This is a genomic window from Streptomyces sp. NPDC087428, assembly GCF_044744085.1.
GTDB lineage: Bacteria > Actinomycetota > Actinomycetes > Streptomycetales > Streptomycetaceae > Streptomyces.
In genome coordinates this window covers 149,633-165,184 of sequence record NZ_JBIUXR010000009.1, presented here as the reverse complement: position 1 = coordinate 165,184, position 15,552 = coordinate 149,633, and the positions used below count along the sequence as shown (strand labels likewise).

The 15,552-nt window shown below is 71.0% G+C and carries 15 protein-coding genes; 11 read left to right on the top strand and 4 right to left on the bottom strand.

Annotated elements, in window-relative coordinates; all coding sequences use genetic code 11:
* Window position 1 precedes the first annotated feature (1 nt).
* From ACIO3R_RS20415 to ACIO3R_RS20405, 3 genes are all read left to right on the top strand, one after another.
* Entirely contained in the window at window positions 2-259 is a 258-nt protein-coding gene (locus ACIO3R_RS20415; RefSeq protein ID WP_385029692.1) for an acyl carrier protein, read from the top strand.
* 1 nt (window position 260) lies between these two features.
* Window positions 261-740, top strand: a complete 480-nt coding sequence (locus ACIO3R_RS20410) for an SRPBCC family protein (protein ID WP_385029695.1) — start codon at window positions 261-263, stop codon at window positions 738-740.
* Between the two features lie 75 nt (window positions 741-815).
* Window positions 816-1,148, top strand: coding sequence for a TcmI family type II polyketide cyclase (locus ACIO3R_RS20405; RefSeq protein ID WP_362959280.1), 333 nt, complete (start codon window positions 816-818; stop codon window positions 1,146-1,148).
* A gap of 73 nt (window positions 1,149-1,221) precedes the next feature.
* Here the strand turns inward: ACIO3R_RS20405 and ACIO3R_RS20400 are convergent, their stop codons facing one another.
* The 3 genes from ACIO3R_RS20400 to ACIO3R_RS20390 form a co-directional block, all read right to left on the bottom strand.
* Entirely contained in the window at window positions 1,222-2,289 is a 1,068-nt protein-coding gene (locus ACIO3R_RS20400; RefSeq protein ID WP_385029698.1) for a methyltransferase, read from the bottom strand.
* Window positions 2,290-2,324: 35 nt separating this feature from the next.
* Window positions 2,325-3,398, bottom strand: a complete 1,074-nt coding sequence (locus ACIO3R_RS20395; RefSeq protein WP_402107410.1) for a nitrous oxide reductase family maturation protein NosD — start codon at window positions 3,396-3,398, stop codon at window positions 2,325-2,327.
* 157 nt (window positions 3,399-3,555) lie between these two features.
* Window positions 3,556-5,184, bottom strand: a complete 1,629-nt coding sequence (locus ACIO3R_RS20390; RefSeq protein ID WP_402107407.1) for an acyl-CoA synthetase — start codon at window positions 5,182-5,184, stop codon at window positions 3,556-3,558.
* A gap of 235 nt (window positions 5,185-5,419) precedes the next feature.
* Here ACIO3R_RS20390 and ACIO3R_RS20385 point away from each other — a divergent pair, with 235 nt between their 5' ends.
* From ACIO3R_RS20385 to ACIO3R_RS20350, 8 genes are all read left to right on the top strand, one after another.
* Window positions 5,420-6,220 (top strand): crotonase/enoyl-CoA hydratase family protein, encoded by an 801-nt coding sequence (locus ACIO3R_RS20385; RefSeq protein ID WP_402107405.1) that lies wholly within the window; start codon window positions 5,420-5,422, stop codon window positions 6,218-6,220.
* Window positions 6,221-6,235: 15 nt separating this feature from the next.
* Window positions 6,236-7,186 carry a Zn-ribbon domain-containing OB-fold protein gene (locus tag ACIO3R_RS20380; protein WP_385029707.1) on the top strand — a complete coding sequence of 317 codons (951 nt, stop codon included), beginning with the start codon at window positions 6,236-6,238 and terminating at the stop codon, window positions 7,184-7,186.
* Window positions 7,187-8,239, top strand: coding sequence for a thiolase domain-containing protein (locus tag ACIO3R_RS20375; RefSeq protein ID WP_402107402.1), 1,053 nt, complete (start codon window positions 7,187-7,189; stop codon window positions 8,237-8,239).
* The gene (locus tag ACIO3R_RS20370; RefSeq protein WP_385029713.1) at window positions 8,232-9,398 is read left to right on the top strand and encodes a thiolase domain-containing protein; all 1,167 of its coding nucleotides are present in this window, start codon (window positions 8,232-8,234) and stop codon (window positions 9,396-9,398) included. The genes ACIO3R_RS20375 and ACIO3R_RS20370 overlap by 8 nt, the downstream gene beginning before the upstream one ends.
* Window positions 9,365-9,724, top strand: a complete 360-nt coding sequence (locus ACIO3R_RS20365; protein WP_402107400.1) for a CGNR zinc finger domain-containing protein — start codon at window positions 9,365-9,367, stop codon at window positions 9,722-9,724. The genes ACIO3R_RS20370 and ACIO3R_RS20365 overlap by 34 nt, the downstream gene beginning before the upstream one ends.
* Complete coding sequence (locus tag ACIO3R_RS20360) at window positions 9,721-10,128, top strand: ACT domain-containing protein (RefSeq protein ID WP_385029719.1); 408 nt, start codon at window positions 9,721-9,723, stop codon at window positions 10,126-10,128. The genes ACIO3R_RS20365 and ACIO3R_RS20360 overlap by 4 nt, the downstream gene beginning before the upstream one ends.
* A gap of 136 nt (window positions 10,129-10,264) precedes the next feature.
* Window positions 10,265-10,765: a hypothetical protein gene (locus tag ACIO3R_RS20355; RefSeq protein WP_073738907.1), complete on the top strand. Its 501-nt coding sequence runs from the start codon at window positions 10,265-10,267 to the stop codon at window positions 10,763-10,765.
* Window positions 10,766-10,910: 145 nt separating this feature from the next.
* Complete coding sequence (locus ACIO3R_RS20350) at window positions 10,911-13,304, top strand: glycosyl hydrolase family 95 catalytic domain-containing protein (protein WP_402107397.1); 2,394 nt, start codon at window positions 10,911-10,913, stop codon at window positions 13,302-13,304.
* Here the strand turns inward: ACIO3R_RS20350 and ACIO3R_RS20345 are convergent.
* Window positions 13,280-15,493 (bottom strand): germacradienol/geosmin synthase, encoded by a 2,214-nt coding sequence (locus tag ACIO3R_RS20345; protein ID WP_402107394.1) that lies wholly within the window; start codon window positions 15,491-15,493, stop codon window positions 13,280-13,282. The two genes, ACIO3R_RS20350 and ACIO3R_RS20345, sit on opposite strands and share 25 nt — an antisense overlap.
* Window positions 15,494-15,552: the final 59 nt, after the last annotated feature.

Below are 15,552 nucleotides of genomic sequence, written 5' to 3'. Positions count from 1 at the left end.
CATGACCGATCGACTGACCTACGACGAACTCGCCGTCCTGATGAAGAAGGGCGCCGGACTGACCGTCGACCCCCGGGACATGGAGAACCGCCCGGGCACCGCCTTCGACGAGTTCGGCCTCGACTCGCTGGGCCTCCTCGGCATCGTCGGCGTACTGGAGAACCGGCACGGACAGCCGCTGCCGGCCGAGGCCGACCGGTGCAGGACGCCCCGCGAGTTCCTCGACCTCGTCAACAACAGCCTCGTGACAGGAGCCTGACGTGTCCGGACACACCGAGAACGAGATCGTCATCGCCGCCCCCCTGGACCTCGTCTGGGACATGACCAACGACCTCGCGAACTGGCCCGACCTGTTCAGCGAGTACGCCGCGGTCGAGATCATCGAGCGCGACGGCGAGCGGACCACCTTCCGCCTGACCATGCATCCCGACGACAACGACAAGGTGTGGAGCTGGGTCTCGGAGCGCACCACGGACCGGCCCGGCCGCACCGTGCGGGCCCGTCGCGTCGAGCCGGGCCCGTTCCAGCACATGGACATCCACTGGGAGTACTCCGAGGTCCCCGGCGGCACCCGCATGCACTGGACGCAGGACTTCGCGATGCGCCCGGACGCCCCGGTCGACGACGCCTGGATGACCGACAACATCAACCGCAACTCGCGCGTCCAGATGGAGCTCATCCGGGACAAGATCGAGCAGCGCGACCGTGAGCGCCGTTCGACGTCCGTCACGGCCGGCTGACGCCCCCTCCGCCGACGGTCCGGCCACCCGGCCTCCGGCCGGGTCCCGGGCCGGGTACCAGAAAGGCATCCCCCGATGCACCACGCCCTGATCGTCGCCCGGATGGCGCCGGAGTCGGCGCCGGACATCGCCGAACTGTTCGCCGCCTCCGACAGCAGCGAGCTGCCGCACCTGGTCGGCGTCACCCGGCGCAAGCTGTTCCAGTTCGGCGACGTCTACCTGCACATGATCGAGTCCGAGCGCCCGCCGGGTCCGGAGATCGCCAAGGTGACCGAGCACCCGGAGTTCAGGGGGCTCAGCGACCGGCTCACCGCCTTCATCAGCCCGTACGACCCGCAGACCTGGCGGGGGCCGAAGGACGCGATGGCCCAGGAGTTCTACCGCTGGGAGCGCGACACCTCCGCGTGACGACGACGATCGCCCCGGGTCCGGCCGTGAGGCCGGGCCCGGGGCGATTCGCGTGCCGCCCGGAACGGAAAGGTCAGTCCGGGACCACGCACTCGAACGCGTGGAGGTAGGGGTTGACCGGCCGGATCTCTCCGATCAGCAGCCCGGCCTCCGACAGCCGGTCGACCAGGCTCTGCCGGGTGTGCTTGGCACCGCCGACGTTCAGGAGCAGCAGCAGGTCCATGGCGGTGGTGAACCGCATCGAGGGGGTGTCGTCGACGAGGTTCTCGATGACGACGAGCCGGGCCCCCGGACGCGCCGCGGCGACGACGCTCCGCAACGCCCGGCGGGTGCTGTCGTCGTCCCACTCCAGGATGTTCTTGATGATGTAGAGATCGGCCGCCACCGGGATGCCCTCACGGCAGTCCCCGGACACGATGGCCGCCCGGCCGGCGAGCGAGCCGCCGTCCCGAAGCCGTTCGTCGGCCCGCGCCACCACCCCCGGCAGATCCATCAGGGTGCCGCTCACCGACGGGTGCTTCTCCAGCAGGCTCGCCAGTACGTGCCCCTGACCGCCGCCGATGTCGGCGACCACGGACACCCCGGTGAGGTCGAGGAGAGCGGCGACGTCCAGCGCGGACTGCACGCTGGACGTCGTCATGGCCCGGTTGAACACCTGGGCCGACTCGTGCGCGTCCTGGTGGAGGTAGTCGAAGAACTCCTTGCCGTGGACGTCCTCGAAGACGTTGCCGCCGGAGCGCACCGCGTCGTCCAGCCGGGGCCAGACGTCCCAGGTCCAGGGCTCGGTGCACCACAGAGAGATGTACCGGAGGCTGTTCGGGTCGTCCTCGCGCAGCAGCCGCGACATCTCGGTGTGGGCGAACGCGCCGTCCGCGGTCTCGGTGAAGACGCCGTAGCAGGACAGGGCGCGCAGCAGCCGCCGCAGCGGCTCGGGTTCGGCCTTCACCACCGCGGCCAGCTCGGCGGCGGTGGCGGGCGTCTCGCCCAGCGCGTCGGCGACACCGAGCCGGGCCGCGGCGCGCACGGCCGCGGCGCAGGCGGCGCCGAACACGATCTCGCGCAGCCGCATCGCGGGCTGCGGGCCGGCAACGGGCCGGACGGGAGTGCCGGCGGGGGTGGGGGTGGTACTCACGGTGGTCATGCCGTCTCGCTTCTCCTCGTACGGGGGTGCAACGGTCAGCACATTCCGGCAGGCGCGGACGTCGTGCAGACGTTGCCGGTGAAGTCGTTGCCCGTGCCGGTGTCCTCGTCGGCCAGGTCGGCCGGCTGGTTGCCCGTGACCACGTTGCCGCTGATGGTGTTGTCGGTGTTCTTCGCTCCGACGAAGCTCTTGAACAGCACGACGCCGCCCGAGAGCGGCGTCGCACCCACGTTGTCGCGGATCACGTTGGACCGCACCTGGGTGGTCTCGGTGCCGGTGAGGACGATTCCGGAGCCCTGGATCGCGGGCAGCCGGTCGGTGGCGGCGCAGAACTTGTTGTTCCCGGTGATCCGGTTGGACCGGATGGTCATGGCGCCGGCCTTCGGCGTCCCCTCGTCGCCCACGACGAACACGCCGCTGCAGTTGGCGGTGAAGGTGTTGTCGCTGACGGTCAGGTTCCGCACGCGCCGCGCGGTGAACCCGATCCGGTTGTCGGTCAGTGTGTTGCCCCGGACCCGGGTGCCCAGGGTGTCGGTGGCGCCGCCCTCCTCGTCGACACTGTTGGCGACGAAGATGCCCGCGTCGCCGTTGGAGCGGGCGGTGTTGTCGCGGATGTCGGACCGGGTGGAGCGCTGCTGGGCGATGCCCCAGGTGCCGTTCGACCCGGCGGTCACCCCCCGGACCTCCAGCCCGTCGGTCCAGGAGGCCCACACACCGTTCGAGGCGAACCCCGTGACGGTCATGGACCGGACGGACACGTTATCCACGGTGTGCTGGGCCGTCCCCAGGACGCAGACGCCGTTTCCGGCCTTCGCGCAGGCGTTGTCCGGCTGTGCGCGGCTCGCGCCCGGCACGATGACCGTACGGTCCCCGGAACCGCGCAGGGTCAGGCCGGGCGTGCTGATCAGCACGCTCTCGCGGTAGGTGCCGGGCCGGACGACGATGGTGTCACCGGGGTGTGCGGCGTCCACCGCTGCCTGGATCGACTGGCCCGGATACACCACATGGCCGCCGGCGGCAGCGGCCGACGCGGACGGCACGGCCGTGCCCAGTCCGGCGGCCGAGACGGCTGCGATGCTCACGAGACATGTCAAGTGTCGTTTCCTCATGAGCCGAAGCTATGGGCGATCACCCCCCGATGCCACGCAGGGTGAGCGGTTGGGTACGGGGCATGCCCGAATGGCTTACGCCGCCGCCCGTGCCCCGCGTCCGCCATGGACGCGGGGCCGCGCACTCGGGTGATTCGGTGCCGGGCCCCGCACTCCGTCAGACGTCGGCCGGACGCGTGGGCGCGACGACCGAGCGGGCCCACCGGTAGTCGGCCTTGCCGCTGGGGGAGCGCCGGATCTCCGGGGCGAACACCAGGTGCCGCGGGATCTTGTAGCCGGCCAGCCGCGACCGGCAGTGCGCCTGGACGTCGTCGAGCGAGGGGGCTTCTGCGCCCTCGCGCAGCTGCACCACGGCGGCGACCTGGCTGCCCCAGCGCGAGTCGGGCGCCCCGGCGACCAGTGCGTCGTACACGTCCGGATGGGCCTTGAGCGCCTGCTCGACCTCCTCCGGGTACACCTTCTCGCCCCCGGTGTTGATGCACTGCGAACCCCGGCCGAGCACCGTGACGATGCCGTCGGCGTCGACCGTCGCCATGTCGCCGAGCAGCACCCACCGCTCCTCGCCCTTGCGGAAGAACGTCTCCGCGGTCTTGCGCGGGTCGTTGTAGTAGCCGAGCGGCACATGGCCGCGCTGCGCGATCCGCCCCGGCACGCCCGGCTCCACCGGCTCGTACGTCGCCGGGTCGACCACCGCCGTACGTGAGTTCATCCGCAGCCGGAAGCCGTTCTCCGGCCCGGAGTCGGCCGTCGCGGTGCCGTTGAAACCCGACTCGGAGGAGCCGAAGTTGTTCAGCAGCATCACCGTGGGCACCAGCGCCTGGAACTCCGCCCGGACCGAGTCCGACATCACCGCGCCCGAGCTGGAGACGGAGAACATCGACGAGCAGTCGGTGCCCTTCAGCGGCCCCTTCAGTGCGTCGATCAGCGGGCGCAGCATCGCGTCGCCGACCAGCGACACGCTGGTGACCTTCTCCTTCTCGATGGTGCGGAGCACCTCGTGCGGCACGAACTTGCGGTGCACCACGACGCGCTGCCCGAAGTTGAATCCGATGAACGCCGTGAGCGTCGAGGTGCCGTGCATCAGCGGGGGAGTGGGGAAGAAGGTGATGCCGTCCCCGCCCGCGGCCACCCGCTCGGCCAGCTCCTGCGGGGTCTTCACCGGCTCGCCGGTCGGCGCGCCGCCGCCGAGGCCGGAGAAGAAGAGGTCCTCCTGGCGCCACATCACACCCTTGGGCATGCCCGTGGTGCCGCCCGTGTAGATGATGAACTGGTCGTCGGGCGAGCGGGGTGCGAAGCCGCGCCCCGGATCCCCGGCGGCCTCGGCCGCCGCGAACGCGACGGCTTCCGGGCCCGGCACCCCCTCCGCGGGCGCGCCCACCCGGACGAGATGGCGGAGCTTCGGCGCCTGCGGCGCGGCGGCCGCGACGCGCTCGTCGAACTCGGCGTCGAAGACGAGCGCCGCCAGGTCCGCGTCCCGGTAGAGGTAGACCAGCTCTTCCTCCACGTACCGGTAGTTGACGTTGACCGGCACGATGCGCGCCTTCAGGCAGGCCAGGACCGTCTGGAGGTACTCGACACCGTTGTACAGGTGCAGTCCCAGGTGCTCGCCGGGGCCGATCCCGGCCTCGATCAGGTGATGCGCGACGCGGTTCGCGGCGGCGTCGAGTTCCGCGTAGGTGAGCCTGCGCTCGGCGCCCGTCCCGGGATGATCGAGGTAGACGAGCGCCTCGCGTTCCGGGACAGCGTCGACGACCGATTCGAACAGGTCGGCAAGGTTGTACTCCACCGTTCCTCCTGACCCCGGTTGCTGAGTGGCTCGGCGTCATTAGAGCGCCGACCGCCACAAGTGGGAAGGGGGCCCGTGAAGAAAACTGACTACCTGTCAGAAAACTATTGAACTGCCTCCCCAACTACTGCAACCTGTTCTAGGTCGTGTTCGAGGAGTCCCGTCCGTCTCGCGTTGTCCGGGCGGCCGACGCTGCTTCGCGGACACTCCCCAGCCTTGAGACGGGAGACGGACCATGGGTGGTACGGAACACCTCACCGTGCGGCGCGAAGGCGCCACACTGGTGCTCACCTTGAACAGGCCGGAGAGCAAGAACGCGCTCTCGCTGCCGATGCTGGTCGGCCTGTACGACGGCTGGCTGGCCGCCGACGCGGACGAGGAGATCCGCTCCGTCGTCCTCACCGGCGCGGGCGGCTGCTTCTGCGCCGGCATGGACCTCAAGGCCCTCGCCGGGGACGGCATGGACGGCGAGCAGTACCGGGACCGGATGACGGCAGACCCCGACCTGCACTGGAAGGCCATGCTGCGCCACCACCGCCCCCGCAAACCGGTCATCGCCGCCGTCGAGGGGCACTGCGTGGCGGGCGGCACCGAGATACTCCAGGGCACCGACATCCGCATCGCCGGCGAGAACGCCACCTTCGGCCTCTTCGAGGTCAGGCGCGGCCTCTTCCCCATCGGCGGCTCGACCGTACGGCTGCCCCGCCAGATCGCCCGGACCCACGCACTCGAAATGCTCCTCACCGGCCGTCCGTACGACGCCGCGGAAGCGGCCCGGATCGGACTGATCGGCCGGGTCGTCCCCGACGGCACCGCACTGGAAGCGGCCCTCGCCGTGGCCGAACAGATCAACGCCTGCGGCCCGCTCGCCGTCGAAGAGGTCAAGGCATCGGTGTACGAGACCGCGGAGATGACGGAGACCGAGGGCCTCGCCGCCGAACTGAAACGCGGCTGGCCCGTCTTCGCCACCGCCGACGCCAAGGAGGGCGCCCGCGCCTTCGCCGAGAAGCGCCCGCCCGTCTACCGGCGAGCCTGAATCAAGGAGGCAACCGTGCCCGAAGTCCTCAGCGCACCGCTGGTGGTCGAATTCCCCTTCACCCGCTCTCTCGGCCCGGTCCAGAGCGCCTTCCTCACCGGACTGCGCGAACGCACCGTGCTCGGCGTACGGACCGGCGACGGCAAGGTCCTGGTCCCGCCCGTCGAGTACGACCCCGTCACCGCGGAGGAGATCCACGACCTGGTGGAGGTCGCCGCCACCGGCACGGTCACCACCTGGGCCTGGAACCCGCGGCCCCGCCGCGACCAGCCCCTGGACACCCCCTTCGCCTGGGTGCTCGTACGGCTCGACGGAGCCGACACCGCCCTCCTGCACGTCCTGGACGCGCCCGGACCCGATGCCGTCCGCACCGGAATGCGCGTCCGCGTCCGCTGGGCCGCGACCCGCACCGGCGCCATCACGGACATCGCCTGCTTCGAACCGTACGCGGGCGAAGCCGGTGAACCCGGCGAACCCGCGCCGCACGACGGCGAGTTCACCGAACCGGTCACCGGCATCGTCACCCCCGCCCGCCTCGACTACACCTACTCCCCGGGCCGCGCCCAGAGCGCCTACCTCGAAGCGCTGGAGAGCCGGCGCGTCGTCGGCGAGCGCTGCCCCTCCTGCCGCAAGGTGTACGTCCCGCCCCGCGGCGCCTGCCCCACCTGCGGCGTCGCCACCGACGAACGGGTCGAGGTCGGACCGCGCGGCACGGTCACCACCTACTGCGTCGTCAACATCAAGGCGAAGAACCTCGACATCGAGGTTCCCTACGTCTACGCGCACATCGCCCTGGACGGCGCCGACCTCGCCCTGCACGCACGGATCGGCGGCATCCCGTACGACCAGGTGCGGATGGGCCTGCGTGTCGAGCCCGTCTGGACCGAGGGCAGCCGCCATCCCGACCACTACCGGCCGACCGGCGAACCGGACGCCGACTACGACGCGTACAAGGAGCTGGTCTAGATGCGGGACGTAGCGATCGTCGCCTTCGCCCAGACCGACCACCTGCGGCGCACCGACGAACTCTCCGAAGTCGAGATGCTGATGCCCGTCCTGCACCAGGTCCTCGACGCGACCGGCCTCAGGACCAGCGACATCGGCTTCACCTGCTCGGGCTCCAGCGACTACCTCGCGGGCCGCGCCTTCTCCTTCACGATGGCGCTCGACGGCGTGGGCGCGCACCCGCCGATCTCCGAGTCCCACGTGGAGATGGACGGGGCCTGGGCCCTGTACGAGGCCTGGGTGAAGATCCAGACCGGCGAGGCCGACACCGCACTCGTCTACGCGTACGGGAAGTCCTCGCCCGGCCAGGTGCGCGACGTACTCACCCGGCAGCTCGACCCGTACTACACCGCCCCGCTGTGGCCCGACTCCGTCGCGCTCGCCGCGCTCCAGGCCCAGGCGCTCATCGACGCGGGCGACACCGACGAGGCCGCGCTCGCGGCCGTCGCCACCCGAAGCCGCGAGGCCGCGTCGGACAACCCGCACGCCCAGCTCAGCGGTTCCGTGCCGGCCGGGGACTACCTCGTGCAGCCGCTGCGCACCGGCGACTGCCCGCCCATCGGAGACGGCGCCGCCGCCGTCATCCTCGCCGCCGGGGACACCGCGCGGGCGCTGTGCGAGCGGCCCGCCTGGATCCGCGGCATCGACCACCGCATCGAGGCCCACGGTCTCGGGGTGCGCGAGCTGACCGAGTCACCGTCGACCCGGCTCGCCGCCGAACGGGCCGGGGTCTTCGAACGGCCCGTCGACACCGCGGAGCTGCACGCCCCGTTCAGCTCCCAGGAAGTGGTGCTGCGCAAGGCGCTCGGCCTCGGCGACGAGGTCAGCGTCAACCCGTCCGGCGGCGCGCTCGCCGCGAATCCGCTCATGGCCGCCGGGCTGATCCGCCTCGGCGAGGCCGCCGCCCGCATCCACCGCGGTGAGTCCGACCGGGCGCTCGCCCACGCCACGTCCGGCCCCTGCCTCCAGCAGAACCTGGTCGCCGTCCTCGAAGGGGAGAGCACCCATGCCTAAGGAGCCCGTGGCCGTCGTCGGCATCGGCCAGACCAAGCACGTCGCCGCCCGCCACGACGTCTCGCTCGCCGGACTCGTCCGCGAGGCCGCCGTGGCCGCCCTCCGGGACGCGGGCCTGACCTGGGCGGACATCGACGCCGTGGTCATCGGAAAGGCCCCCGACTTCTTCGAGGGCGTGATGATGCCGGAGCTCTACCTCGCCGATGCCCTCGGCGCCGTCGGCAAACCGATGCTGCGGGTCCACACCGCGGGATCGGTCGGCGGCTCGACGGCACTCGTCGCCGCGAACCTCGTGGCCGCACGCGTGCACCGCACCGTCCTCACCCTCGCCTTCGAGAAGCAGTCGGAGTCCAACGCGATGTGGGGGCTCTCGCTGCCCATCCCGTTCCAGCAGCCCCTGCTGGCCGGTGCGGGCGGATTCTTCGCCCCGCACGTGCGCGCCTACATGCGGCGCACCGGGGCGCCCGACACCGTCGGCTCCCTCGTCGCCTACAAGGACCGGCGCAACGCGCTGAAGAACCCGTACGCGCACATCCACGACCCGGACATCACCCTGGAGAAGGTCCAGTCCGCACCGATGCTCTGGGACCCCATCCGCTACTCGGAGACCTGCCCGTCCTCCGACGGGGCCTGCGCGATGATCCTCACCGACCGCTCCGGCGCGGACCGTTCACCGCACCCGCCCGCCTGGGTGCACGGGGGCGCGATGCGCAGCGAACCGACCCTCTTCGCGGGCAAGGACTTCGTCTCGCCGCAGGCCGGCAAGGACTGCGCGGCCGACGTCTACCGGCAGGCCGGGATCAGCGACCCGCGCCGGGAGATCGACGCGGTCGAGATGTACGTCCCGTTCTCCTGGTACGAGCCGATGTGGCTGGAGAACCTCGGCTTCGCGGACGAGGGCGAGGGCTGGAAGCTGACCGAGGCCGGCGCCACCGAACTCGACGGCGACCTGCCGGTGAACCCCTCGGGCGGGGTGCTCTCCACCAATCCCATCGGCGCCTCCGGAATGATCCGCTTCGCGGAGGCCGCCCTCCAGGTGCGGGGACAGGCGGGGGAGCACCAGGTGGACGGCGCGCGGCGGGCGCTCGGCCATGCCTACGGCGGCGGGGCGCAGTTCTTCTCGATGTGGCTGGTCGGGGCCGAACCGCCCACACGCTGACCGCACCCCTTCCCGGACGGACCGCACCACCGCGTCCCGCGGCCCGTCCGGGAAGGAACGCCGGCGATGACCGGGCCCTGCCCGGCCGGCTCCCGGCCCCCCGCCGGCTGGACGCCCGACGGCGCGGACCTCGCCGCCCGACGGTCCCCGCGCTCCGCCGCACGAGCGCTCTTCGCCCGTGCCGGGCGCCCCGGCGAGCGGAACTCCCCGTCAAGGAGCACCCGCGCCCGCGCCAGGAGTGGTGCACGCCCTCCTGCGGCAACCGCGCCCGTGTCGCCCGCCATCACGAGCGACACCGCACGCCATGGGTAGCGTGGTGGGTGTGACCGTCGAGAGTGATCTTCGAACCCTGCTGAGGGACCTGCGCCCGGAGCTGCACCGTGGCCGCTACGTCTTCGCGACCGTGACCGACGGTGTGGTGCCCGCCGGAGTCGCCCCCGTAGTCACGGTCAGTGAGGCCGAGGGGCTCACGCTGGTGCTCCTGGAGGCACAGGCCGTGGCGGCCGGGCTGGACCACTCCTATCCGGCGGGGTGGATCACCCTCCGTGTGCACTCCTCGCTGGACGCCGTGGGGCTGACCGCGGCGGTGGCCCTCGCCCTCACCGACGCGGGGATCAGCTGCAACGTGGTGGCCGGATTCCACCACGACCACCTCTTCGTCCCGCACGGCCGGGCCGCCGAGGCCGTCGCCGTGCTGGGGGCGCTGGCCTCGGAGTCGGACGCGGGGTGACAGGACGCACTGGACCGGCGTCCCGGGAGCATCCGCGTACCCGGCCCGGGGCGGCGGGGCATCCGGGCGGGCGTGTGCCTCCGGTGCCGTCCGGGCCCGGCTCCGCGACGTGAGCCCGGCCACGTAACATGTCCGCATGTCCTTCCTCCGCCGCCGTAGCGCCGCCACACCCGCGGGCCCCGACTTCGACGTCCTGGCCATGGACCCGGGGGACTGGCCCGGAAACCTCGGCGCCGGTCTGCTGCCCGCCCCCGACGGGAGCTGTCAGGGCGTCTTCCTCCGTTACGACCTGTTCGGCGGCCGCGGCCCCGCGATGATCATCGGCAACCTCCCGGAGGGTTCGCCCGCCCGCGAGACGGAGGAGGGCCAGGTTCCCTTCGAGGTGGCCCAGCTGCTGCTCGCGCTGGAGAACGACGAGCCGGTCGAGGTCACCGGGACCGAGGACATGCCCGTGATGCAGGGCGACAACCTGCTGATCGTCCGCCGCGTCAAGCTCTCCGAGAGCCGGATCGCCTGTGTCCAGTTCGACCGCAGCGACGGCGTGCTCGTCACCATCGCCAGCTGGGACCGCCCGATCACCGACGATCTGTACACCCTCCTGAAGCCGCTGCCCGCGGAACTCTTCCAGCAGGGCTGAGTCCGCACTCGCGGGCCCGTCGCGCGGCCCGCGCCGTCCGGTCCTTTGACGGCACTTCCGTCCAGGTACACACGGCCTCCGTCCAAGAGGCTGTTTTGTCATGCGTCTTGTCCTGACAGTCGTCGGACCTCTAGCGTCGTCGGGCATGACATCCGGGATGACGCGACGCACCACAGTGAAGACAGTGATCGGCGCAACAGGGGCTCTGGCACTCGGAGTTCCCGCTCTCGCCGGTACGGCAGCGGCGGTCGGCACCTCCGATGAATCCGCCAAGGTGAGAGCCAAGGAGGAGCTACCGAACCCGGTCCTCCACTACCTCGCACCCGCCGCCGACTGGGAGAGCGAATCCCTGCCCATCGGGGGCGGGGCGCTCGGTGCGAGCGTCCACGGCACGCTCGCCACCGAACGTCTCACCTTCAACGAGAAAACCCTGTGGTCCGGCGGACCCGGCTCGGCCGAGGGGTACGACTTCGGGAACTGGACCTCCCCCAGGCCCGACGCTCTCGCCGACGTCCGCCGGCGCCTCGACACCGAGGGCGCCCTCGGCCCCGACACCGTGACCGCCGAACTGGGCCAGGGACGCCGGGGCTACGGCGCCTACCAGGTCTTCGGGGACCTGCTGATCGACGTGCCGGGCGCTCCGGCCACCCCCGACGCCTCCTACCGCCGCACCCTGGACCTGCGCACCGCACTCGCGACCGTCGGCTACACCGGGGGAGGGACCGCCCACAGCAGGGAGTACTTCGTCTCGCACCCGGGCGGGGTCATCGGCGGACGGTTCACGGCGGACCGGCCGGGGCAGGTGACCCTCACCCTGCGCTACACGTCACCGCGCAGCGACTTCACCGCCTCCGCCACCGGCGACCGGCTCACCGTACGCGGAGCGCTCCAGGACAACGGGCTCCGCTTCGAGGCCCAGATCCGGGTCCGCGCCGAGGGCGGCACGGTCACCGCCGGCGCCGACGGCAGCCTCACCGTCACCGGCGCCGACAGCGCCTGGTTCTTCCTCGCCGCGGGCACCGACTACGCGGACACCTATCCCGGCTACCGGGGCGACGATCCGCACGACACGGTCACCGCCACGGTCGACGCCGCCGCAGCGGCCTCGTACGAACGTGTCCGCGACACCCATGTGACCGACCACCGCACCCTCTTCGACCGGGTCGCGCTCGACATCGGTCAGCAACTGCCCGACCAGCCCACCGACCAGCTGCTCAGCGGATACACCGGAGGGAACAGCCCCGCCGACCGGGCCCTGGAGGCGCTCTTCTTCCAGTACGGGCGCTATCTGCTGATCGCCTCCTCGCGCGAGGGCTCGCTGCCCGCCAACCTCCAGGGCGTCTGGAACAACTCCACCACCCCGCCCTGGTCCGCCGATTACCACAGCAACATCAACCTCCAGATGAACTACTGGCTCGCCGAGGTCACCAACCTCGCCGAGACCACCGCTCCCTACGACCGTTACATCGAGGCCATGCGCGAGCCGGGCCGCAGAACGGCGCAGGAGATGTTCGGGACCGCCGGCTGGGTCGTGCACAACGAGACCAACCCGTACGGATTCACCGGTGTCCACGACTACTCCACCGCGTTCTGGTTCCCCGAGGCCGCAGCCTGGCTCACCCAGCAGATGTACGAGCACTACCGGTTCAACGGCTCCACCGACTACCTGCGCTCCACCGCCTACCCGGCGATGAAGGAGGCCGCCGAATTCTGGCTGGCCAACCTGCGCACCGACCCGCGCGACGGGCTCCTGGTCGTCACCCCGAGCTACTCGCCCGAGCACGGGGACTTCACCGCCGGCGCCGCGATGTCCCAGCAGATCGTCCACGACCTTCTCACCAGCACCCTGGAGGCCGCCCGTACCCTCGGTGACGCGGCAGACTTCCGCGGCAGGCTGGAGACCGCCCTGGACCAGCTCGACCCCGGCCTGCGGACCGGCTCCTGGGGCCAGCTCCAGGAGTGGAAGGCCGACCGGGACGACCCGGCCGACGACCACCGCCACGTCTCCCACCTCTTCGGTCTCCACCCCGGCCGGCAGATCGAGGCCGGGAGCGGCTGGGCCGAAGCGGCCAAGGTCTCCCTCGGCGCCCGCGGCGACGGCGGAACCGGCTGGTCCAAGGCCTGGAAGATCAACTTCTGGGCGCGGCTGCGCGACGGCGACCACGCCCACAAGATGCTCTCCGAGCAGCTCAAGAACTCCACCCTGCCCAACCTCTGGGACACCCACCCGCCGTTCCAGATCGACGGGAACTTCGGTGCCGCATCGGGCGTCGCGGAGATGCTGCTGCAGAGCCAGCACGACACCGTCGACATCCTCCCCGCCCTCCCGGCCGGCTGGCCGGACGGATCGGTGCGCGGCCTGCGCGCCCGGGGCGGTTTCACCGTCGACATCGAATGGGCCGCGGGGACGGCCCGCCGTGTGGTGATCACGGCGAGCCGCACCCGTGAGGTGACCGTCAGAGGCACCCTGTTCACGAGCGGCGAGAAGACCTTCAGGGCGAGTGCCGGACAGAGCTACACACTGACCCCGGAGAGCTGAGCGAAGAGCGAGGTCACCCGAGCCGCGGAGGTGCCGGGCCCCGTGGGACCACTCAGGTGCCACGGGGCCGCCGTGCCCTGCCGCAGATCCTCCTCGCGGTAGCGCCGGCAGCCCCGGTGCCAGATCAGGATGCCCGCGATCCAGTGCTTCAGCTCCTGCACATAGCCGGCGAGGATCTCCCGCTGCTCGTCGTCCAGGTCGAAGTCGTCGTACAGCACCGGGAGTTCGTGCTCGGCGACATGCAGGAACTGCCGCAGTCGCGACTTCATCAGGTCGTGGACGAGCCGCATCCCGGTCGGATAGTCGACCCCGAAGAAGTTCTGCACCACCAGAACGCCGTTGTGCACCTCACCCTCGTACTCGATCTCCTTCTGGTACGAGAACAGGTCGTTGAGCAGCGCGGCGTAGTCCGCCGCGGCGTTCTCCAGGGAGCGCAGCGGACCGCTGTGGTAGATCTCCGCAGGAACCTTCCTGCCGTGCGCGAGCCGGCACAGGCTCATCGTCAGATCCGAACCGAAGGTCATGCGCCGCATCTCGACGTAGTCCACCGGATCGGGGATCCGGTTCTGCGCCTGGTTCGCCAGCTCCCACACCCAGCTCGCCGTCATGTCCTCGATACACGTACGGAAGGCACGCCGGCCGCTGTCGTCCAGGGGCGCCGCCGTGCGCTCCCAGAGATCGGCCAGTCCGCGCTCCAGCGCGTTGACCGGCTCGGGCGCCGCCGTGCCGTCCAGCGGCATGAACTGCGACAGACGCGCGTTGGCCGTCTTGGCCCCCGCGAGGTCACGGGCCCGCCCGTGCACCACCGGGAACCAGTCGTCGCCGTAGGTACCCCAGGCCAGCCACTGCGAGGACAGATCGAGCTCGTCCGGGGTGGCGTCAGGGTGGATCCCGGCCGCGCACAGCGGAAGGTCGATCGCCAGCAGCCGTGCCTCGTCCCAGATGTGCGAGCCCGGCACCCCCGGCTGCGCCTCCAGGATGCCCATGCGGGACGACCAGTCGACGAGCCGCAGCCGGGCCCCGTCCAGATGCGGACTGAGCGTCGTGCCGAACGGCAGGTCGAAGTCGGGCAGCAGGGACGGGCCGACGTGCTGGTAGGGCAGATAGGTGAGGCTCCGCAGCCTGGCCGACTCCGAACGGGGAGTGAACCGGATCGACGCGGCCGCCATCCCGAAGCCCGGTGCGGCCCGTCCGGCTCCTCCGCCGTTCATGTAGCGGCTGGAGCGCATGTGCCATTCGTGGCCGCCGGACTGCCAGTCCTGAAGGCCCTTGATGTAGGCGAGGACCGTCGCGGTCTGCGCCGGATCCAGACCCTTCTCGGCGCAGAGCGGGCCGAGTTCGGTCAGCGCGGTGTTCTCGAACTGCTGAAGCCGCGACGTCAGGAGATCGTTCACCGCCTCGGCGGCCTCCTGCGTCGAACAGCCCAGGAAGTGCTCAAGGACCAGCACGCCGTTGCTGTTCTCGCCCTCGTCCTCGACCTCACGCTGGTACGAGAAGAGGTCGTTGCGCAGATGGACACCGTCGGAGAAGGCGTCCCGCAGCACGCGCAGCGCCCGTTCGCCGGCCACCGCGTCGGGCACCTCGGCGCCGGCCGCGTACTCGACCAGCCCCGCCGACCACGGGGCCCCGCCCACTTTGCGGCGCATCTCGATGTATTCGACGGGGTTCGCGATGCGGCCCTCGTTGATGTTCGAGAGCTCCCACAGCGATTCGTTGAGCAGGTTCTTCGTCGACTCGGCGAACCGCACCCGCCAGGCGTCGGACATGCCCGGCACGGTCCGCGCCCACAGGTCGGCCAGCCCCGCCTCCACCGGGTTCGTCGGCTCGGGCGTCGGGGTACCGCGCTCCATCGGCATGAAGGCGGGCAGCCGGTCCAGATACCGTTTTCCGCCCTCCCGGTCCGGGGTGCGCTTGAACAGCTCCAGGAAGTGGTCGTCGAAGAAGAAGACCCAGACGTACCAGTCGGTCACCAGCGACAACGCCTCGGCCGAGCAGTCGGGGTGGGTGTACGCGCACAGGAGCGCGTAGTCGTGGGATTCGAGGTCCTTCTCCTCCCAGATGCCCGATCCCTCCAGCATCCCTATGGCCCGTGCCCACGCTTTGGTGTGCTGTCGGGCCTCCTCGACATGAGGATTGAGCCGCGCCGGATACGGAACATAGAAGTCCGGCAGGGTGAAGGGCTGAGCCATGTGCGTCCGGCCTTTCCGAGAGCCTTCGCGTGAGCGTCACGCGGTTCGGTCGTGTCCGC